This is a genomic window from Nostoc sp. CCY 9925 (genome assembly GCF_963920935.1).
Classification (GTDB): Bacteria; Cyanobacteriota; Cyanobacteriia; order Cyanobacteriales; family Nostocaceae; genus Nostoc.
In genome coordinates, this window is record NZ_CAWUDO010000095.1 from 1 (window position 1) to 20,794 (window position 20,794).

Here is a 20,794-nt window from a genome sequence, read left to right on the forward strand (position 1 = left end):
CCTTTGTTGCATCGACCTGCACCTTTGTTGCATCGACCTGCACCTTTGTTGCATCTTGATACCACACAAACTTCTGGAATAACAATTAAAAATTACAAATCATTTTTGCACTAAGTTAGCAATAGTTTCAATTAATTGGCCTGGATCTAGTGGCTTGCTAATATGGGCTTGAAAACCTGCTTTGATCGCTTGTTGTTCGTTGCCTTCTCCAGCATACGCTGTAAGAGCGATCGCCAAAATTTTTCCTCCATCTTCTGGACTCATTAACCTAATTTGTCTCAATAACATATAGCCATCCATTTCTGGCATTCCGATATCGCTCACGAGCAAATCTGGTTTCCACTGTGGTAATATTTCCAACACTTGTGTTGCTGATGGTACAGCTGTAACAGTCGCTCCAGACTGTTGAAGTACGAAGCTAACTAACTCTAGAGAATCAGCATCGTCATCTACAACTAAGATTTTCAGACCATCAAAAGCTGGAGTATTGGTGACCGTTGCATCGCTTTCTTTACTACTGTCAACTGCATCAGTAAGTATCATCGGCAAGTTGACAATAAAGGTTGCTCCATGACCTTCTCCTAAACTTTCTGCCAAGACAGTTCCACCATGCATTTCTACTAAATAACGGACAATTGCTAATCCCAAACCCAAGCCGCCAAATTTCCTAGTAGTTGCACTATCGGCTTGACGGAAGGTCTCAAACACATAGGGCAGAAAATCTGGGCTAATTCCTTTGCCTGTGTCTTTGACTTTGATTTGAACCTGAGAATCGATTTGCTCTAAATAAATCTCAACTTGTCCGCCTTCAGGAGTAAATTTAATCGCGTTAGAGAGGAGATTCCAGACAATTTGTTGTAAGCGCCCTGCATCTCCAAATACTTGACCAACGGCAGGATCGAGAGCAGAGTAAATTTGAATCAATTTCGCTTCTGCTGATAGCCGTACTGTTTCCATCGCGGCTCGAATAATTGTTGGCAAATCAACTGGGCAAACATTGAGATTGAGTTTACCTCGCAAGATGCGGGAGATATCTAATAAGTCTTCAATCAGTTTAGTTTGTAACTTAGCGTTACGTTCAATAGTTTCCAGAGCTAAAGCAGTTTTTTGTGAATCTAGCTTGTTGCTACGCAGAAGTTTTGCCCAACCCAAAATCGGATTTAGGGGAGTTCTGATTTCGTGAGAGAGAACAGCCAGAAACTCATCTTTAATGCGATTTGCATCTAAAGCTTGCTGGTAAAGCCGAGCATTGTCAATTGCTGTAGCTGCCCGCAGAGCCAGCGCTTGAGCCATATTTAAATTAGCTGTACTGTAGCGACGGTTCGTTTGGGTAGTAATTAAAGTAATTGTACCTAGCTTGCGTAGGCGCATTGCGTCGTAGGCATCACGAGCCACTAAGGGCACAATTATGTAGGATTGAATGTCGATTTGGCGCATCAACCGTTGGGTTTCTGCATCCTGTTTCATTGCTAGTAAAAATGAATCCGCTGCTGCATCAGTAACTAATTCTGGTTCGCCTGTTTGCAAAACTTTTCTGACACCAAAATCAGCATCTGCTGAAGTGGAATAAAACCGTCTTAGTAAAAGAGCTAGTGCTTCTTTTTCAGGAGTAGTTGCTGCAACAACTGGTTCTTCAAATAGTGTCAAATTAGTGTCAACAATATCAATGAAGCAGCAATCAGCTAAAGTAGGAACCACCAAGTTGGCTAATTTTGCTAGAGTCGTGCGGTAATCCAGGGAAGATACCAGCAATCGGCTGGCTTCGGACAATAAGCTGTAATTTTGCTTTTCAGCCTCAGCTTCCATGCGGGCTGCTTGTTCGCTGATGAGTAGTTGCTCTCGTTCTAACTCTACTCGTTTGCGATCGCTAATATCTTCTACCAGGCCATCAATGATACCGTTACCATCAATTTTTGTGAAGGTTTTACTTACACGCACCCAAATCAAACTACCATCAGCTCGTCGCAATTGGATTTCGCGATCGCGCACTTCGCCATTTTCTCGCAGTTGATTAATGAGCTGAGTATAATCTTCTGGCTGAAAATAAAGCTCTATGAATCGGCTTACTTGCTCTTGGGGTAAGGTTCCCAACCCAATCAAACGCAGGAATGCTGGGTTGCATTCCAACAAAGAACCATCAAAAGTTGCCCGATAAATCCCGACATTGAGGCGGTTGAGCAGAGTTTGAAACCGAATTTCTAAATTCGCAGCTTTTTGGCGAGTTTCAGTGCGTTCTATTGCCGATCGCACTGCTGCTGTTAAGCGTACCTGGTGCTGAGGAGATTTGATCACATAGTCATCCAATCCAGATTTCATTGCCTCCACAGCAATCTCCTGAGTGCCGCTGTTGGTGAACATAATCACTGGGCAGTTAGGATAACTAGCTTTAATTGCGTCTAGTACTTCTATACCATTACTCCAGCGCAATTGATAATCGGTGACAACCAAGTCAAATTGCCCCCTCTGCAATGCTTGAGCGAAGTCTTCTGGTGTGGCAACTTGTTGTACTTGGAGGTCAGAAAACTCACGTTCCAATTGCCGAATTGCTAAGAGGCGATCGTTCGGATTGTCATCAATCAAGAGAATTCGTAACATTTGATTTGGCTACAAGTCCGATTGCCTTCAAATCATAAGCCTAAAAGTAGCCTAAAGGTACTCGATATTTAGGAAATTATCTGTGTAGGTAGGCAAGAGGCAAGAGGCAATAGGGTTATGGAAGATTAAAGGTACGGAATTTTGTTCAAAAATCAAATAGGATTGCTAGATGTTAGTAATACTTCAGGTTTATAATTTATAACTAATAATTTTTGTCCACTCAAACTCGATAATTTGAACAAAATCAAGCAGCTATACAAGCATTTATCTATAGCCTAAAATCTTATATCTGCTTTACTTAATTTCATGGTTTCTTGCGACTACAATACATCACTAAAAGTATAAACAATCCGATTCCTGCGAGATATTTAATTGGATCGGGTACGTTAGGATTAGGCGAAAAGAAGCCTTCGATCGCACCTGCAATCATCAACATTGGTACAATCCCAAATACTAACTGCGCTGCCTGATTTCCATAAAACTTCAGCGCATCGCCTCGGCGATATTTGCCAGGAAATAAAATTGCTCTTGCTAATAAAAATCCCGCACCTCCAGCAAAAAATATCGCTGGTAGTTCTAAGGAACCATGCGGAAATACAAACGCCCAAAAAGGATAAGCCAGATTATTTTGACCAACTAAAGTACCAACGGCACCAATTAATAAACCATTAAATACCATCAAATAAGCTGTGTATATCCCAGCGGTAATTCCACCGGCAATAGCCCCAAAAGACACTGCCAAGTTATTAATCGTAATCCCGCTGGATGCTAGAGGTTCAATGCCAACAATTGACCCCATCCACAATTTATGCTCATCTCGTACCTTGGTTATCAAGTTTTCAGGTACGATCAAGGACATGAAGCTAGGATTTTGCCAGGAATACCACCAAGCCACTACTCCACCCAATAGAAACAGCGCCGTTGCCGCAGCGATATATGCAAATGTTTTTTGGACTACAGATGGTAATCCCCAACGGTAAAATTCTAAAACTGCCTGCCACTCCTGTCGCCGTGAACCCTGATAAATTTGCGTATAAGCACGAGTTGTTAAAGATTGTAAACTTTGTATCAAAGTATTGCTGATTTGCTGGGTACGGGCACGGGCTAAATCTGCGGCTACTGAACGATATAAACTTGCTAATTCTCTAATTTCGGCTGCCCGTAGAGACTTTAGCCCTTTTTTTTCTACCTGCTTTAATAGGGCATCCAAACGCTGCCAATTCGGTTCTCGTCGTGCAATCCAACGTTGAATATTCATGAATTTTGGGAACACTGACTTTAACTTAGCTTAAGATAGCCTCAAATTCAGATCCGTACTTTCAAGGGAAATTTGGTATTATGTCTGAAAATTTTGGATCTCCGGGTCACATACAACCACTGAGTATCGGTAACGTTGTCAGTGCTGCGGTGCGACTGTATCGTTCTCATCTCAAGAGTTATCTAAATTTAGCAGCGATCGCTCACTTGTGGGTTCTAGTCCCGATCTATGGCTGGGCGAAATATGCTGCCATTTCTGGATTAATTTCACGCTTGGCTTTTGGAGAATTGCTTTACCAGCCTGAAAGTGTCAAATCTGCCAGAAGCCATGTTGATTCACGTCTATGGTCATTTTTAAGAGTTGGTTTCCAAGTAGGATTATCTCTGGTGCTAGTTTATTTTGGATTAGCGATCGTTGGTGGTACAATCGCTTTCTTACTGGGACTAGTATTAGGAGTGATATTAGGTAGTTCTGGCGCTATAGTCGCAGGTATATTGGCAGCAATTGTAGTGGTAGTGATTCTGGTGTTGGGACTAACCTGGTTTTACTCGCGTTGGATTGTTGCTGAAGTTCCCCTAGCAGTTGAAGAAAATATTAATGGTGGCGAAAGTGTTGCCAGAAGTTGGGAGTTAACTAAAGCCTCAGTATTTCGCATTCAAGGCGTCGTTTTAGTTGCTTTTCTCGTCACACTGCCCATAGTATTTGTATTCAACTATATACCCAGCTTATTCCTCTTAAGACTTGAGCAAGGTACTGCTATCTACTCACTTGTGTATTTTATTTCTTGGATTGGTAGCTTAGTGGGTGGAGTTTTTGTGATGCCATTCTGGCAAGCACTAAAGGCTGTTTTATACTTTGACTTGCGTAGTCGGCGTGAAGGTTTGGGTTTGCAGTTACGACAACCTCCTTTGTAGTATTTTCGTTAACACAATACCTGAATTCAACTTTATTAATTTTTCATTAGTTCATATATGCGCTTTTTTAATCGCATCTCATTCCAGACTCCAGAAAGTGTAGAACTGGAATTTACTTTAGCAGGAATCGGCAATCGAGCTTTAGCATTGCTGATTGACTATACAGTTTTGGGTATAAGTTTGCTAGTGTTTGTGTTGGCGTGGACTTTCTTCTCAACACAACTGTTCAATTTTCTCGAAGATTTAGTTACAAATCCTGGGAATATAGGACTTTGGTTGTTAGCGATTTTCTTCTTTATCGCCTTTGCAATTTACATTGGTTATTTCGTATTTTTTGAAACCTTGTGGTTTGGACAAACTCCTGGTAAACGCATTGCTAAAATTCGCGTGGTTCGAGATGATGGTAGACTCATCGGGCTACAACAAGCAACATTACGTGCCTTATTGCGACCCTTTGATGAAACTTTGTTTATTGGAGCTTTTTTAATAATGTTGGGTAGCCGCGAGAAGCGTTTGGGCGATTTGGCTGCTGGTACAATTGTCATTCAAGCGCAACCAGCTAATGCATCGACATTCACAATTTCCGAACAAGCAAAAATACTCCACGACGAATTACTACAAACTGCTAATTTATCCCAATTATTACCTGATGATTTTGCTATTATTCGTGAATATTTACAGCGGCGTGGTGCAATGTCATTGAAAGCAAGAGCATCACTATCTTTAAACTTAGCTGAGCAAGTTAAATCTATTATTAATTTAGAAAAATTGCCAGAAACTGTTACACCTGATGTATTTTTAGAAGCTATTTATCTTGTCTATCAACAGCAGGAATTTTAAAGAAGAATTCTAAATTTTATAAATCCAAGAGACGTGATAAATCGCGTCTCTTGCTCTGAACTTGACACCAATGAGCATTGCTAAACCCCTACAACAGATATGGCTTTCAGAATTCACATTTTGTATTTATTGTCAATGCGTAATTTATATATTAGGAATCCGGTTTGATTACTGAAATTATTTACGTAGATAGGCAAGAGGCAAAAGGCAACAGGCAGAATGATTCTAGAAGATTAAGTCTACCTAGCTTCTCAAAAATCAAATAGGAGTCCTATAAATAATCCCCCAACTCCTGTAAATTTCCAGTTGTTGGAGGGACTTTCAAATGTTGCAGCAAAAAGTGAATTGAGATCAGTTAACAACTAACAGATTAAATTTTAGTTAACAAAAGATTAAAAATAAATTATGTTAACGATCGCTGTTACTGCTTTAGCGGAATAGCGATCGCAAACTCAGCACCTTCTCCTGGTGCTGAAATACACTCAAGTTGCCCAGAATGTTTTTTAACAACAATTTGGTAACTAATCGATAAACCCATACCAGTGCCTTTACCCACAGGTTTGGTAGTGAAAAACGGGTCAAATAATCGTTTGCGTACTTTTTCACTCATTCCTAAACCATTATCAGCAATGCGAATTGTTACACAATTTTTATCAATGCAAGTACGGATGCGAATTTTCGGTATTAGGCATACGGCAATTGTACTGAGCGCAGCCTCTCGTAGAGAAGTATGGGGCATTGGTTTATTCCCCGCGTCCCCGCATCCTCCGAAGTTCAGTTCGCCGGAAGCCGACGCTCTGACTTCTCTCCATGTCCCCCCGTCTACCTCATCTTCCCATCCCCCTATTTCCCCATCTCCCCATACTTCGGCTCCGCTCAGTACAAGTCTCCCCACTCCCTCTTCTAATGCATCGATCGCATTTATCAGAAGATTCATAAATACCTGATTCATTTGTCCCGCGTGACACACTACTCGTGGCAGGTTGCCGTACTCTTTAATTACTTGGATTTCGGGATGTCCTGGTTTGCCTTTCAAGCGATTTTGTAGTAGTAGCAAGGTGTTATCCAAACCTTCATGGATATCCACTGGTTTCATGCCGTCTTCATCAAGGCGAGAAAAATTGCGTAAAGATAAGACAATCTGGCGAATGCGTTCAGAACCCATATTGATAGAATTGAGGACTTTGGGCAAGTCTTGTTTGAGAAAGTCTAAATCAATGGCTTGGATTTGTTGGTGAATTTCTGGTGCTGGTGGGCAGTAGTGCTGTTGATAAAGTTCTATTAAGTGGAGCAAATCTTGGATATATTGACTGGCGTGGCTAATATTGCCATAGATAAAATTGACGGGATTATTGATTTCGTGGGCAATTCCCGCTCGCTACCAACTGTCCCAAACTAGACATTTTTTCAGTTTGAATTAGTTGCGCTTGGGTTTGTTGAAGTTCTAGCAGCGCTGCTTCTAGTTGCTGGGCTTTGTCTTGGGCAGTTTGGGCGGCGATGCGACTTTGGGTGTAAAGTTTAGCTTGGTCAATAGCGATCGCTATTTGGTCTGTAACTGCTTGGAGTAATTTTATTTCGTTGTCTAGCCAAGGCCGAAAGCCATTACAATAACCACAGCTAAAGGCGCCAATTTCCCCAGATTGGGTATGTACGGGCAACGACATAAAAGCAGTGAAGTTGAAATCGTTCAAAAATTCCCGTGTAATGCCATAGCCCACAGTATTAACATCATTGATGCGGATGATTTCTCTGTTCAAAGTTTTGCTGGCAATGAGTTCGATTTCTGCATTATTTCCTCGGTCGTTCAGCAGACATGGTAAAAACGAACTTTTGGCCTCATATACTCTTTCCCAGTAGGGGACTTCAGCGTTTTGTCGATACCAAAAGAAGGCACAGCGATCTATTTGAAATAAGTTGCGAATCTCCCGCACTGCCGTTTCTACAATGTAATTGAGATCCAAGGAAGCTCGAATTTGGCTAGAAAGGCGATTGAGTAATCTTTCCCGCCGGGCGCTTTCTCTAAGTGCGATTTCTGTTTGTTTGCGTTTGATGCCAATGGCAATCTCTTGGGCGGCAAATTCCAGGGCTTTAAAAGTTGATTGTGTGACTACTTGGCGGGAAAACATCGCTATCACCCCTACAGTTTCACCTTCAACAATCAGAGGATACCCAGCGAAAGCCACCATACCTTCTCGCTGCGCCCACTCTTTGTTACCCACGCGGGGATCTGTCTGCACGCAGTTAGTTAGGTGGGGTTTACCTTCTTGGGCAATCAAACCAATTTTGAATTCACCAACTGGCACACGTCTATGAACCCCATTAATATGGGTGTAAATCCCAGAACTGACTTGCAACTCTAGTACATTTTCCTGTTTATTAAGCGTCCAAATCCGAGCAAAGGCCGCATCCAGATGTTGAACTAAAGCCTCAGTACAGCGACGCATCATGTTTTCTAAATTGTCACTCTGGGTTAGGGCTGCGTCTACATCGGCACGAAAATTTGCTAAACGTGCGCGTTCTGCTAATGCTTCTTCTGCCTGTTTGCGGTCAGTAGTGTCATAGCAAATGCCAACGAAGTTCAAAACATTGCCATTGGCATCTCTAGTAGCAGATGAGTTGCTTGTATGCCATCGCCAACTACCATTTTTGTGTTTTAGTCGATATTCAATTGGGTCTTGTTTTTCGCCTGTTGTGACAACTCTTTGCAAATAATCTGCACATATAGGTACATCATCAGGATGTACAAACAGATTAAAGGGTTTGCCTTCCACCTCGGCAACTTCATATCCTAAAATATCAGTCAAGTTCGGAGAAAGGTAGGAAAATATCCCTTCAACCGTCAGTGCAAAAAGAATGTTATTGGCATTTTCGATAATAGTGCGAAATTTGGCATTACTTTCGAGCAATGCTGCTTGTATTTTATCCTCGTTTTCGCGGACAAGAACTATGATTTCTTGTTTTGGGAATGGTAATAATCTAGCTTCAAAGTTACCATTTCCTAGTGGTAGCGGTAAGCTATATTCAAAACTAACTTCAGATTGAGTTGCAAGTACTTGAGTGATTGCTTGGTGGAAGCGATCGCCTACAGCAGTTGGTAGGTATTCTCGCAAACTCTTGCCCTGTTCAACTCCTTGTGCAATACACAGATTTGGCATTTTTCCTGGTCGATAATCCAGGATAGTGCCATCAGCATCAACACGAAAGTACAAATCAGGAAGTACTTGTAAAATCGCTGCAAATTCTGATGTTTTTTGGTGTAACTGTGCTTCAACAGTTTGGCGTTTTGCAGTTTCGGCTGCCAGTCGCCTTAATACTTTTGTTAATTCTCTTGCTTGCTTTTTTTGTGGAAATTGACACTGTTGCTTAAATATTTTCTCATCTTGTTGGATCTTTTGTTTTTCAACGTTTATTTGATTAATGTAGCTTTGCACCCTTTTAGGAAACACTTTTGCCTGCCTGCTCTGCCTAAATTATTGAAGTAAAATCTCTAAAATTAGATTTGTTAAAAAATGTGTATAATATTCTATCTCAACTTGTTGACGATCTTAATACTTTATTTCTTTTTATAGATACATTAATTCCTCTTTTTGTGTAAATAAATTAGGAAAATGCTGAAGTTTTGATTAAGAACAGCTTCACCATTTTTATGCAAACTGAAAATTTCCACCCTTCAGTAAAATTACTTAAGCAAGCTCGATCTTGGAAATCATTGATAAATTTATACTGATTATCTAATTCAATGCTTGAAAATCTGAATTAGCTCTACCCCGACTTCTTTGAGAAGTCGGGATCTGACTTTTCACGAATTATTTACAAATACTATATGAGGCGATTATGTCTTCATCAAAAATTCACAATTTCCCAGATTTTCATACCAAATCAATATTTATTTTTCCTAGCAAAGCCAGATTTTTCAAAATTGTCTTGGCAGGTTGAGGGAGATGAGTCAGATGCAGAGAATAATAACTCCTAACTCAGCACACAGAACTCTCAATGCTCAGTTTGTTGTATAGATCCCTGGCGATCGCAATTTATATGTTATAAAGCTCAGAGAAATTTATGTTAGGCGGAAACTACTCTATGGAACCAGACAAGCTGGCTAGTTTTAAAGAGTACGGCGAATTCATCCTCCGGAAGATAGATTCTGTACCTGAATACCCTTCAAAACAAGAAGATTGGGTTCCGGCTAGTCTTGATGATTGTCTCCGTCGTCTGCGGCAAGCTGCCGAAAAAACTGTAGATCTTGCCACTTCACCTGTGAAAATTGGTGTGATGGGGGAATTCAGTAGTGGCAAAACTTTACTTCTAGGCAGTTTGATTGGATATGCAGATGCTTTGCCAGTCAGTGAAAACCCGACTACAGGTAATGTCACCGCCCTGCACATTATACCCCAAGATAATTTTACAACAACACAGCTCAATAATTTTACTGTAGAATATCTTTCCCATGAAGGGGTGCACGAGTGTCTGCGTTTCATGCTGGGGGAAGCGAATAAGCGGACAACAGCAGCCGGACTTCCTCCCATACCAGTTTCAAAGCTCAACTCTGGCAAAGATATTATTGGCTGGTGTGAGGAAGCATGGAATAGTTCTAACAATTTAGAATTACGCTATCTGCTCAGAGAGTTAGTATTGTTTTTACGAGCTTATCAAGCTTATGGGGAAGTAATGTGTGGTGGGCGCTACCAGATTGATGCTACCACCGCCCACGAAGGGCTACAGCTAGTGGAACAGCCAATGGCAATCCAAACTCTCAAATTTGAAGATTTACCGCCAGCCCATATCCGATTACCGAGTCAACCCCAGAGGCTACCAACGAAATTATTACAAAACAGCTTTCCACTGATTCGCCGCGTAGATATTGACGTGAAAATCTCACGGGAAATTTGGGATGTTAGGGGTGCTGCTAAATTTATTCTCATCGATTTTCCGGGATTGGGAGCTGCTAATTCCGGGGCTAGGGATACCTTTTTATCATTGCGGGAATTGGCAGAAGTACAGACAATTTTAGTATTGCTAAATGGCAAATCTCCAGGAAGCGATCGCGCTAATAAAATCTTTACGATGATGCAGCAGCAGCGACCTGGACAAGACCTGAAAGATTTAATTCTCGTCGGTGTCGGTCGTTTCGATCAACTACCTTTAGAGAGTGAGGGTGGTGAAAGAGAACTCGACCAACTAACTGAAGATAGGGATTTGCATGAGGAAATTGTTTTCCAAAAGCTCAAAGTTCTGCAAACTACTATTGATGGCGCACAGGCGTTTACAACTCAAAAAGACCGCATTGTTTTACTGTCACCACTGTTAGGATTAGCTGATTTAGCAAAACGTTCAACTAAAGTCAAAGCAGGTTCACCAGAGTTTTTAGCTAACTTAGACTATCCTGATTATTTAGACAGATCTAAACGCCTACAAGATAAATGGGGACGCTTAAGCCAACGCCTGTTAGACTCTGATACTCGCAGTTATTTGGGCAGACAATTAGGTTACTTTGCTCAAGATGGTAGCCTTGGCAAGCTACGGGAATTGATTCAAAACCACGTAGCTACTCATGGTCTCAAGCAATTGCATGAAGATACAAAAAGAGCCGCTGATGTAGTGAATCAGCAACAAGATCATTTGAAAGACATCATAGATGAAATTCACGAGCAAGGTATACCCACAGGAGACAGTCCGGCTTTTATCGAATTGCGATTTGTGGTGGAAACTTTAGATAAAATATACAGGAATTTTCAAAAAAGTTTAGGAAAAGAACCACTAAAAGACCGACGCGGTGTTGTTGTCAGCGATATAGTTAAAGACGAACTTACCTTTAAAATACTTAATTGGAGTCAGTGGACTTTACTATTCAATAAAGTCAACAATGGTAGCATTGCCCTCGCCGAATCTAAAGGTGCAGCAGGGAAATTATTTGATCGAGGAAACCGCCTCAATAGTTCTCTGCCTACAAAGAGTGATGATTTTTATCCAGTATTTGAAAAAACCGTTAAAGAGGTAGAAGAATTTGCCCGCGATCGCATTCGTCAGGCTGTGGTAGATTTGTTGAATCAATTATCAAATCAAGTAGCCCCAGAACGCGACCAATTGAAAGCAATTCTCCACCCAGAAATGGAACAAGAAATTGAATCAAAATTTGGTTTAGAAGAAGCCGATCTCTTTTATAAATTATTACTAGGATGCGACCCCAACGAATGGAAAGAAGCAATCATTTCTGAAATTAGTAGTAAAGACAAAACTGTTGCACCCGAAATCATTTTTCCTCTAGCACGTCAAGATGAAAAACACAACGTTGGTCAAATCTTTGACTGGGCACCAGAAAAAAGCCAAGGCTTACCCAGATCTATCAACCATCAACTTTTAGTACTGCGACTACGAGATGAAATTACTGCTAGCGCCAGCCTTCATCTTGTACAGTATGTTAGTGAAGTGAATCAACAAATTAATTCCGAACTAGAAGGCATTTTGGATCAAATTATTCCGAGTTTGCAAAACCTCTCCAAAAAAGAAGCATTACTGAGATATTTAACAGCTGGCGACTTACCATCTGAAATCGCAGTTCCTACTTGGTTGCAGATTCTTTCAGACATTGCCGCTATTTCTTACTAAGATGTTTTCAAATGAACCAACTTATACCACTTTTGATTTTAGATTGGGAATTTGGAATCATTTTTCAAAGCGATGGCGTAGGGTGCTGAGTAATCACAACAATTACTGTTTAATTATCATGGCGATCGCTCTTTCATAATAAAAGCGATGCCTACGGCGGGCTACACCTACGCCCCAAATAAAAAGCCAGTCCTCAATAGAATCATTTGATACTATAATGAACCCTTTCCAATTGAACAACTATACTGATAAACAACCAAATGATAAACAACAAAAAAGATTTCCGGGATGGTTTGCATTAGATTTTGGTACGTCGAATTCTACAGTTACACTTTTCGATCCCATTGAAGTACCTATCGCCGAAATTTTACCCAAAGAACAAGAAATTCGATTGCGCGATCGCTTATCACAATGGCTGAGTTCTCCCGCTTCTGTAGCTTTACCAGATGTCAGCGATGAAGATTGGGAAAAGTTTATTTTAGAAATTAGCAAAAACCTAGAAATAGAACCAAGAAAATTAAGCGAAGTTTTTGAAGCTGATAATAAAGAGCGATTTTTGGAAGCAATTCGCCAAATTGAACTATGTTTAGGAAATAGCGAAAGATTCCGTCGGGCTGTCAGCAAAAAACTCTATCAAATCTATCATGAAGTGTTCCGCGTTCCTACCTTAGAATCGCAAAATCTTATCCCAGTTGTACTGGATATTGATCGCCGTGAAACAGAAATTCCTAGTGAGTCGGAAATTTCCCATTTAGCTGAATTACAACTGCGGATGGGTAGAGAAGCTAGAGATAATAGAAAAAAAGCGATCGCCCAAGGTACAAGCGGTAGTTTAAAGGAAATTATTAGCAGGTTTCATCATTCACCCAAACGCTATTTTGGTCAAGAGCGATCGTTTTCAGTTATTTTGGATGGAAAGGAAGAAATAATTACCGCCAAAGAACTAATTCAATCGGCTTGGGCACATTTAATAAAGTTAACTGAAGACTACCGCCAACGGGCGCAACGCAGATTTTCAGAAGGGGATTTTTTAACAGCAGTTGTTACCTATCCAACAGTCGCGCCGCCTGTTGTTCGTAAGGAAGTTAAAGAATTAGTTGAACAGTTGGCCATCGATGATGTCCAAACTGCTTATGATGAAGCTGTTTCTGTGGCGATATTCTTTTTGTGGCGAGAATTTGGCGGTAATCTGAATATTGGTATTGAATCATTTAAAACTCGTTGTCGCCAAACTGGAAATAAATGGTCACAAAATGTTCTCGTTTTGGATATCGGTGGCGGAACCACAGACTTAGCTTTGATTGAGTTAACTTTGGAAGATAAAACCCCAACTTTTGCTGATTATGAAGACCGGGGTTTAGGGGGACGTTATTATAAACTGACTCCTAAATTATTAGGTTCATCAGGACATTTACAGTTAGGTGGAGAATTAATTACACTACGAATATTTCGACTTTTGAAAGTGGCGATCGCTGACTTTTTATTAACAGCAGTTACCACAGGTGACATCGAAAGCGAAAAGCTAGAAGATTTAATTAACTCGGAATTAAACGAGCGTTTTTTAGAACAAGGTAAATTTAAAAATGGCAGTCTTTTAAAATGTCTGGATAAAGAAAATCCAGAAGGTGACGTTGCTTACAAAGATGCTCTCGATACTGCCGAAAAAGTGTTACCTACGCGTTGGCAACAAGCACCACAACGCCTACAAACATTTTACCTCCTCTGGGATTATGCAGAAGCAGCTAAACTAAAACTTGGGCAAAAACCACCAACTAATAATTATTTATTAACTTTCACACTTTCTGAACAAGAAATTTCTGAACTCCTCAGCCAAAGTGCGGTTAAATTGCAAGTTAAAGACCCAAATAGCATCTGCATCACCCTAGACAACCACCAATTTGAACGAGCCGCAGTTTCCGGAATTAAAGAAGCGATCGGTATTGCTAAAGGATTAATGGAAAGCCGTTTGCGTCCCGATGACATCACCAAAGATTCTTGGAATTCTCAAAAAGTTGACTGGTTAATTCTGTCTGGTAAAACCTGTAATCTCGACTTGGTACAGCGACAAATCTATCAAGAATTTAGTAAGTCGCCCTATTTTGTTTGGAATCCAGAACGCATTACTTTTGTTTTGGAATTTACTAAATTAGCCACCTCTGCCGGTGCCTGCTATGCCGAAAAATTACGAAGATTGAGATTCGATCCAGAAGAATCAAAAACTTTGCTACGTAAGGGAGCTAACCAGCTAGAAATTGATGTTAAAAACCTGTTTTATTATTTGCCTTGCAACTTCAAACGTAAAACCCAAAGCAACGATTTATTGACTATATTCCGAGCAGGACAAGAACTTTATCAACTAGCATCTTGGGAAACTGTTGCTAAAGTTCGTACTCCTTGGCAAGGGATACAATTAACTAATATTATCTACCGCCAAGATTACGAAGAGGGAGATTTACGACTTTGGGGTAGCTTCGACGGCAAAAACCTGATGAATAAATTAGGAATGCAAGAAACAGAGTTTCTCAAAAAAATAAAAATTCAATTTCAAATTGACCAAACCCTCGAATTTAACGTGTTGCTTTGTCAGGGAAATCCCCATTACTTAATTGATGTTTCTGGCATTGATTTGGGAGCATTAGTTTCAGAAAGTTCAGTGTTATTTGCTGATGGTAAATTGAAGTGGAATATCGCTGTAGAACGCCCCAATAAAGATTTAACTGATGGTGATATTGCTGTCAATGTCATCGAGTCTGCAACTGTAGATCAACCAGATGCCTATCATTTAGTATTTGAAGTCGGAAATAACGATAAATCTTTCCAAGAATTTCATTACTTGTGTGATGGTGTGACACAACCAGGAATCGGATTAATTAGTAATCCTTTACCTCCCTTCCCAAAAACTGGCCAGCACACTTTCTATATTTATCAAATAGACGCCGAAACCCAAACGAAAAAATGGATAAGAATTGGCGCACTCAGTAAACCAGACATCACAACAGATTACCCTTGTCAATATCGCGTAACTCTGGATAATCAAGGCATTTTACGGATGCACGCAGGTGAAGTACCTTATTGGATATCAACAAATCAAGAATGTCTGAAACAAGAAGGATGCGTTTATCTTGCTGAATTAGAATTACAACCTAATGAAGTTGATAAAGAACGCGATCCATTTTGCGGTATACATTAGAATTGTTTCACGCAGAGACGCAAAGACGCAAAGGTTTTGTTAGCGTCTTGCGTCTTAGTGTGAGATAAAAAAAGGTAATATTAATGCAGCATTTCCGTCAATTATTACAAATACAAAACTCAGAATTAGGCCAGTTATTGCGGTTTACTCTCTATGGACTCGAAGCTACTTTAAATCAGGCTCGTACAGAATTTCCACTAGATCCAGGAGTCGAGCTATGCGATGAGTTGCTGCAAGAACTTCATAGCTTATTGCAACCTGCGCCTACACCCTCACAGGTAGATAATGGTTGGGGAGATGTGATTATACCGCCCCAAAATACATTAAAACTAAATCATCTAAGAGAAGCTTTTGATTCTGATTCAGAACTTAATTATTTTTTGGGAAATTCCCAACTGCAAAGCCAAACTGATTCAGATTTATGGAATGAAATTCAACGCAAATTGTTGCGAATACCGGAAGATTTAGCTGCATCTTGGCGACAACGCACTATAGATATGGCTCAAGAAATTGGCGCGATCGCAGATAATTCTAATCTCTATCGACTTCCTTTTATCCGTGATGAAATTATTTACCCTGGACTGAGCGGTACTGTTAAAACTCAGGGATTAAGTTTATCTCAAAAAGCACTTTTAAATTATCAAGTTTCCCAAAATAATCAATTCGATTTATCAGCAGGATTCTTATTTTTATATATGAAGTTTATTGAAATAGAACCAGATTTATATCATGCTTTAAAGAGTGTTTGTAGCTTCGATGTTATCCCGTTACACTCCAAACCAGAACAGCGAAGTCAATATATTAATGCTTTGAGCGATCGCTGTCAACGCACCCAAAAAGCTGAAGAAAATGCCGATCCCCTGTCTATTTTGCGTACCTGGATTGACATGGATGAAGCAATACACTCTTTGGTATTTGCACCACCGGCTGAACGTTATTCTTGGTGGGGTAAGCTACAACATGAATCACGGCGCATCCTCAAGAAGGTTGCTGATAAAGCCATAAATGCAGGTTATGAAGTGCGGATTCGCCAATTATCCGGACTTTACGCAGATATCTGCGCTTCATCTAAAGATGACTTACAGCTAGATTTTGGTGGTACTCTTGGGGAAGTGTTAACTTGCCTGCGGGTATATACACGAATTAACCAGGAAGAATCCCCAGGTCGTGTAATATTTCGCTCATCACGCTAACTGGTGGCGATTTTTATCGAAAAATACAGAGTTATAGCCGTAGTCACACAGGTTAGGACATTTTGAAAGCATGGAAGCTAGGAATAGTAATACTTTTACCTCCTGCCTCCTGCCTCCTGCCTTCTGCCTTCTGCTATATAAGCTGTCGCGTATTTAATTTGCACAACCAGGGCGGGCATCTTGCCATTGGTGTCAAGTTAAGAAAAATAGAATCTTGTCAAGTGGTTAAAGCTCAATAGTTAAACTCAACACAAGGGTGTTGAGAATAGCCATGACAAAGCCACGGAAAAAACAAGGAAATCCAGACTTTCGACATCGGGTAAGTTGCCCAGCCCCAACAAACCAACACATCGAATCACGGTTGATAGAGCTATTAACTCCAGGGACATTTGCCAATCTCAAAGATGTCAAAGGCAAAGAGCGTAGCTTACGCGATGCCTACGGCGGGCTATGCCTACGTATACTAACGCTGCCGGTGATGGCAGCAATAGTACTGAGTCTAGTGTATCGACACATACAGCACTTAACAGATGTGCTACGTTGCCTGGAAGTAGAAGGACTGATGTGGGTTGAGGCAATGTCAGTGAGTCGGCAAGCGTTACGTTTGTTGGGTTTATCTTAAGGAAGACAAGAAAGTAATTTTCTCCCTATCTTCCTTGTCTTTCTTCACCTGCTTAAACTCGATCAATCGCTAACTAGCACAATTCTAGGTAAAGATAGGACTTCATTTTCACCCAGTTCGCCAGCGCTAATTTTATCTGCTCCTATTTGTTGCAATGTCTTCAACAATGCTACGCTTTGACTCAATAGCTCATCTATATCAATACCGCCGTAACTAGATGGGTAACGCCGCAGGCGATTGCTGCCTTCTCCCAGCAGAATTACCGCACCTCGCCAGTTACGATTTTCCAGATGATACAGTGCCACAGCAATTTGCAGAATGCCTTGATAAAAGGTTTTTTCTGGTTCGCTGGCTTCAATCCACAAAGCCTCTAAAGTGTCATGGCAGGCGTAAAACTGACCAGAATTGAATTGTTCTATGCCTTGCCAAAACTCTTGTGGCATGGTTTCACTCATCCCATACTGTCTCGCACTTCTTTAATTGTTTCCAGAGAGATTTCTTGTTTGTCTCCAGCAAACTCATTGTCAGGGGTGAGGAACAACATGCAGTGGCACTCTTTACGTTCTCTCATTGGCACACAGGGACAGTTCCAATATGTGGCGTGAACCTCAGCTTCTTTATCTTCGTAGTGGCGACAGGGACACAAAGGCGAACCCAGCTCGTCTTTATGTTTAGCTAGTCCTTCAATCACCACTGCGGTAACTGAAGGTTCAGAACAGAAGTATGTTCCAGTACGCTTGGCGTATTGTTCGGAAAAATGGCGCATTGCCTCTAGACTTTTATCGCTGGATTTTGTGTTAACTTCTGATGTGATCATGTGGATCGGGCACTCATAATTTAAATATTTCTTTGCATTGTACCTCAGTCCCACTAGGGGATTACTGGGTGTATTTCCCCAACATTAGCCGCTGAGATTGTTTTACCTTTGCACAAAGGCTTATATGTCTAGTGTGTTGGGATCAGAGACAATCTAGGAAATCACAGAAGCTTAACTTGGTTAGCGAGTGGGGAGTTAGGAGTTATTATTCTCCCCTTTGCCCCTTATCCCCCATGTCCTATTGTTTTTTGGAGCTGGGGTTGTAGTGGGCGATCGCTTTGCAAAATTATACCAGGATGCTCCCAATTGATAACTTCTGATTCTGGTGGCGAGGAGATATTCTGCCACAAAACCCAACGACTACCTTGAGGCAGAGTTGCAAGGCTGTGAGAGTTTTGAGTCAGCCAAATCAAAGGATGACTTTTGGGAACTGGTGTGCTGGCATCTTCTAAGGTAGTGGTTGCTGCTAAGGTTTCTAAAACAAAACGCTCTCCTTTAATTAAACCTGTGGATGCTGTCCACAGTTGCACCTGTAATTGCTGCTTTTGTGCATAAAAATACAATGAGGCGGCGGCGATTACTGCTTGTTCAAAGTTTTCTTCTTGCCAATTGCTGGCACTGTCAAGGGCAATAACTATCTCTTGTCCACCAGTTACTATTTCTAACTCTCGTACCCGTAATTCTCCGTAACGGGCGCTAGTCCGCCAGTGAATCAGACGGGTGGGATCTCCGACGCGGTAAGGACGTAGCGATCGCACTAGCCCTGTTGTCGCTGTCTGCAAGGGTTTACCACGGTAATCGCTTCTTTTGCTTTCTTCTTGCCCCATTTCATCCACTAGGGGGCAAGTAGCCAAGGGTAATACTGTCGGATAAACGATCGCTATAGCAGCACAATCACGCTGACGACGACACCAGAATAACCCCAAAGGCGCACCAGAACCAAGTTCGACTGTGTGCCAGCGATAGATGCCCCGGCGCTGGGTAGGTTGGTAATATACCCAACGGTAACTACCTTGGCTAGGAATTGTCTCAATCGCCTTTTGTACTGGTCTGCCCAAGACGAAAGGCAATATATCTTCGACTTGCAACAAGCTTACAGCCTGCTGTGTATGATTGCAGATTTCCAATTCTACCGCCAGTTCATCACCTGCTGACACAGGCTGAATTGGGCGACGGGTGATGGAAAGATTTGTAAGCGATCGTGGTGGTAATATCGCTGCTACAGCCAAAAGGGCAAAACTGATGCCGCTAATGGCGTACAGCCAACCAGCCATCGTATTGATACCTGCGCCAAAAAAACAAATAGCCGTTGCCGCTAGCACCCAACCGCCGTATGCAGGGGCACTGGCGCGGGTTTCTAAGAAGTTGGTGATGGGTTTGATGATTTTCATGTTTCTTTTTTAACCCAACACCACCCTAAATTCACAGTCTTTTAGGGTTTAGCGATGTCTACGACGGGCTACGCCAACACCCAGATTTTTCAAAGCTGTAAGACTGAGAACAAAGCTAGATTATAAATAAACGTACAAGATTCATGGAATGTCGGTAGAAGGTAAAGATATGACAATTACTACCAACTTAAAAAAACTTTATGAAACCGATGAGAATTTATGGTTAGAAAAAACTATTGAATTATTAAAACAGAAACAGTTTAACCAACTTGATTTAGAAAACTTAATTGAGGAATTAATCAATTTGGGAAAAAGAGATTTAGCTAAAGCAAAAAGTTTGCTAAGGCAAATTATTATTCATATATTATTACTAGAGTATTGGCAAGTAGAATATGAAAAAAATTATCGTCATTGGTTTGGAGAAATTAAAACTTTTAGATATGACTTAAATAATCATCTAACCACGAATTTAATGAATAAATTACAGGATGATTTAGAGAATATTTATCAAAGTGCGGTTGATTTTGTACGAATTAAAACCGATTTAACTATTTTTCCAGAAAAATGTCCTTACACTCTTGCACAATTATTAGATAATAATTATTTGCATTAAATATATAAATTTTATCTGATTTTTGTAAAATAAAAATTGCACTGCAAAGCTATGCAAATCATTGGCGATCGCTTTCTGTAAAAACGCCTGTTGGATAGCGATCGCGTGCCTTACTCAAAAGGAATAATATCAATTTTTTCGCTGTAACCAAGCAAAAATTTCATCAACAGAGAGTGTTAAATTTATATTTTCTAACACTGATAATATATCTTGTCCTGCTAACAAATCTGGTAAGCGATCAGGCTGATAAACTAAAATACAGCGTTCACTTGGATCAATCAACCATCCTAGCTGACTGCCATTTCTCAAACAATGTAAAATATTGCCAGTGACTTTAGTTTGACTTTGAGCAGGGGAAAGAATTTCTATTATCCAAGTAGGTGCAAAATCAATACCACTGCTAATCATTTCACCGCTTTCATCCAGTGGTAGTTGATTGGTGGAGAGAACAACTACATCAGGAACTACTGAACGATTACCGCAGGTACAGCGCGATTCTGGAAAAGCTTCGTAATTACTGCCTAAAGCATCAATTACTGCAACTAAACGTTTTTGCAATAAGCTGTGTTTACCTCCTGCCATTGGTTTCTGAATTGCCTCTCCGTTAATATATTCCCAAGCTGGGGACTCCTCAATATATGGAAGTTTTAAGAACTCTTCTAGAGTGGTGCTTTCTGGAACTGTGATTTTTCCTTGCGTTAACTCAATATTTTTCATAATTCAGTTACAAGCAAAATCGGCTCAGCTGTTGGAAC

13 protein-coding genes and 1 pseudogene are annotated in these 20,794 nt (G+C 40.7%); 7 read left to right on the top strand and 7 right to left on the bottom strand.

Features of this window, described 5'->3' with window-relative positions:
- Positions 1-99 precede the first annotated feature (99 nt).
- Positions 100-2,595: a response regulator gene (locus tag ACM0OY_RS31740; RefSeq protein WP_414572747.1), complete on the bottom strand. Its 2,496-nt coding sequence runs from the start codon at positions 2,593-2,595 to the stop codon at positions 100-102.
- Positions 2,596-2,899: 304 nt separating this feature from the next.
- Positions 2,900-3,853: a stage II sporulation protein M gene (locus ACM0OY_RS31745; RefSeq protein ID WP_414572748.1), complete on the bottom strand. Its 954-nt coding sequence runs from the start codon at positions 3,851-3,853 to the stop codon at positions 2,900-2,902.
- 80 nt (positions 3,854-3,933) lie between these two features.
- Between ACM0OY_RS31745 and ACM0OY_RS31750 the strand changes: the two genes are divergently transcribed.
- Together ACM0OY_RS31750 and ACM0OY_RS31755 are read left to right on the top strand one after the other, a co-directional pair.
- Positions 3,934-4,767: a hypothetical protein gene (locus tag ACM0OY_RS31750; RefSeq protein WP_414572749.1), complete on the top strand. Its 834-nt coding sequence runs from the start codon at positions 3,934-3,936 to the stop codon at positions 4,765-4,767.
- 57 nt (positions 4,768-4,824) lie between these two features.
- Entirely contained in the window at positions 4,825-5,607 is a 783-nt protein-coding gene (locus ACM0OY_RS31755; protein WP_414572750.1) for an RDD family protein, read from the top strand.
- Between the two features lie 421 nt (positions 5,608-6,028).
- Here ACM0OY_RS31755 and ACM0OY_RS31760 read toward each other — a convergent pair.
- Positions 6,029-8,996 (bottom strand): annotated as a pseudogene (locus ACM0OY_RS31760) (GAF domain-containing protein).
- A gap of 691 nt (positions 8,997-9,687) precedes the next feature.
- Here ACM0OY_RS31760 and ACM0OY_RS31765 point away from each other — a divergent pair.
- The 4 genes from ACM0OY_RS31765 to ACM0OY_RS31780 all read left to right on the top strand — a co-directional run bounded on the left by ACM0OY_RS31765 (position 9,688) and on the right by ACM0OY_RS31780 (position 17,218).
- Positions 9,688-12,213 (top strand): proteasome protein, encoded by a 2,526-nt coding sequence (locus tag ACM0OY_RS31765; protein WP_414572765.1) that lies wholly within the window; start codon positions 9,688-9,690, stop codon positions 12,211-12,213.
- Positions 12,214-12,430: 217 nt separating this feature from the next.
- On the top strand, positions 12,431-15,403 hold the full coding sequence (locus ACM0OY_RS31770; protein WP_414572751.1) for a molecular chaperone: 2,973 nt from the start codon (positions 12,431-12,433) through the stop codon (positions 15,401-15,403).
- An 83-nt stretch (positions 15,404-15,486) separates the two neighbouring features.
- Positions 15,487-16,596 (top strand): hypothetical protein, encoded by a 1,110-nt coding sequence (locus ACM0OY_RS31775; RefSeq protein WP_414572752.1) that lies wholly within the window; start codon positions 15,487-15,489, stop codon positions 16,594-16,596.
- Between the two features lie 271 nt (positions 16,597-16,867).
- Complete coding sequence (locus ACM0OY_RS31780) at positions 16,868-17,218, top strand: hypothetical protein (RefSeq protein ID WP_414572753.1); 351 nt, start codon at positions 16,868-16,870, stop codon at positions 17,216-17,218.
- 62 nt (positions 17,219-17,280) lie between these two features.
- Here ACM0OY_RS31780 and ACM0OY_RS31785 read toward each other — a convergent pair whose 3' ends face one another.
- From ACM0OY_RS31785 to ACM0OY_RS31795, 3 genes are all read right to left on the bottom strand, one after another.
- Positions 17,281-17,673, bottom strand: a complete 393-nt coding sequence (locus tag ACM0OY_RS31785) for a DUF309 domain-containing protein (RefSeq protein WP_414572754.1) — start codon at positions 17,671-17,673, stop codon at positions 17,281-17,283.
- Positions 17,670-18,035 carry a ferredoxin thioredoxin reductase catalytic beta subunit gene (locus ACM0OY_RS31790; protein ID WP_099070974.1) on the bottom strand — a complete coding sequence of 122 codons (366 nt, stop codon included), beginning with the start codon at positions 18,033-18,035 and terminating at the stop codon, positions 17,670-17,672. The genes ACM0OY_RS31785 and ACM0OY_RS31790 overlap by 4 nt, the downstream gene beginning before the upstream one ends.
- A gap of 224 nt (positions 18,036-18,259) precedes the next feature.
- Entirely contained in the window at positions 18,260-19,426 is a 1,167-nt protein-coding gene (locus ACM0OY_RS31795; protein WP_414572755.1) for a DUF58 domain-containing protein, read from the bottom strand.
- Between the two features lie 169 nt (positions 19,427-19,595).
- Between ACM0OY_RS31795 and ACM0OY_RS31800 the strand changes: the two genes are divergently transcribed.
- Positions 19,596-20,039, top strand: coding sequence for a DUF29 domain-containing protein (locus tag ACM0OY_RS31800; RefSeq protein ID WP_414572766.1), 444 nt, complete (start codon positions 19,596-19,598; stop codon positions 20,037-20,039).
- Between the two features lie 129 nt (positions 20,040-20,168).
- Here ACM0OY_RS31800 and ACM0OY_RS31805 read toward each other — a convergent pair whose 3' ends face one another.
- Entirely contained in the window at positions 20,169-20,756 is a 588-nt protein-coding gene (locus ACM0OY_RS31805) for a Uma2 family endonuclease (protein ID WP_414572756.1), read from the bottom strand.
- Positions 20,757-20,794 lie beyond the last annotated feature (38 nt).

Coding starts and splice junctions, on each gene's coding strand:
- ACM0OY_RS31740 (WP_414572747.1), bottom strand. CDS start 2,595: ATGTTACGAATTCTCTTGATTGATGACAATCCGAACGATCGCCTCTTA.
- ACM0OY_RS31745 (WP_414572748.1), bottom strand. CDS start 3,853: ATGAATATTCAACGTTGGATTGCACGACGAGAACCGAATTGGCAGCGT.
- ACM0OY_RS31750 (WP_414572749.1), top strand. CDS start 3,934: ATGTCTGAAAATTTTGGATCTCCGGGTCACATACAACCACTGAGTATC.
- ACM0OY_RS31755 (WP_414572750.1), top strand. CDS start 4,825: ATGCGCTTTTTTAATCGCATCTCATTCCAGACTCCAGAAAGTGTAGAA.
- ACM0OY_RS31765 (WP_414572765.1), top strand. CDS start 9,688: ATGGAACCAGACAAGCTGGCTAGTTTTAAAGAGTACGGCGAATTCATC.
- ACM0OY_RS31770 (WP_414572751.1), top strand. CDS start 12,431: ATGAACCCTTTCCAATTGAACAACTATACTGATAAACAACCAAATGAT.
- ACM0OY_RS31775 (WP_414572752.1), top strand. CDS start 15,487: ATGCAGCATTTCCGTCAATTATTACAAATACAAAACTCAGAATTAGGC.
- ACM0OY_RS31780 (WP_414572753.1), top strand. CDS start 16,868: ATGACAAAGCCACGGAAAAAACAAGGAAATCCAGACTTTCGACATCGG.
- ACM0OY_RS31785 (WP_414572754.1), bottom strand. CDS start 17,673: ATGAGTGAAACCATGCCACAAGAGTTTTGGCAAGGCATAGAACAATTC.
- ACM0OY_RS31790 (WP_099070974.1), bottom strand. CDS start 18,035: ATGATCACATCAGAAGTTAACACAAAATCCAGCGATAAAAGTCTAGAG.
- ACM0OY_RS31795 (WP_414572755.1), bottom strand. CDS start 19,426: ATGAAAATCATCAAACCCATCACCAACTTCTTAGAAACCCGCGCCAGT.
- ACM0OY_RS31800 (WP_414572766.1), top strand. CDS start 19,596: ATGACAATTACTACCAACTTAAAAAAACTTTATGAAACCGATGAGAAT.
- ACM0OY_RS31805 (WP_414572756.1), bottom strand. CDS start 20,756: ATGAAAAATATTGAGTTAACGCAAGGAAAAATCACAGTTCCAGAAAGC.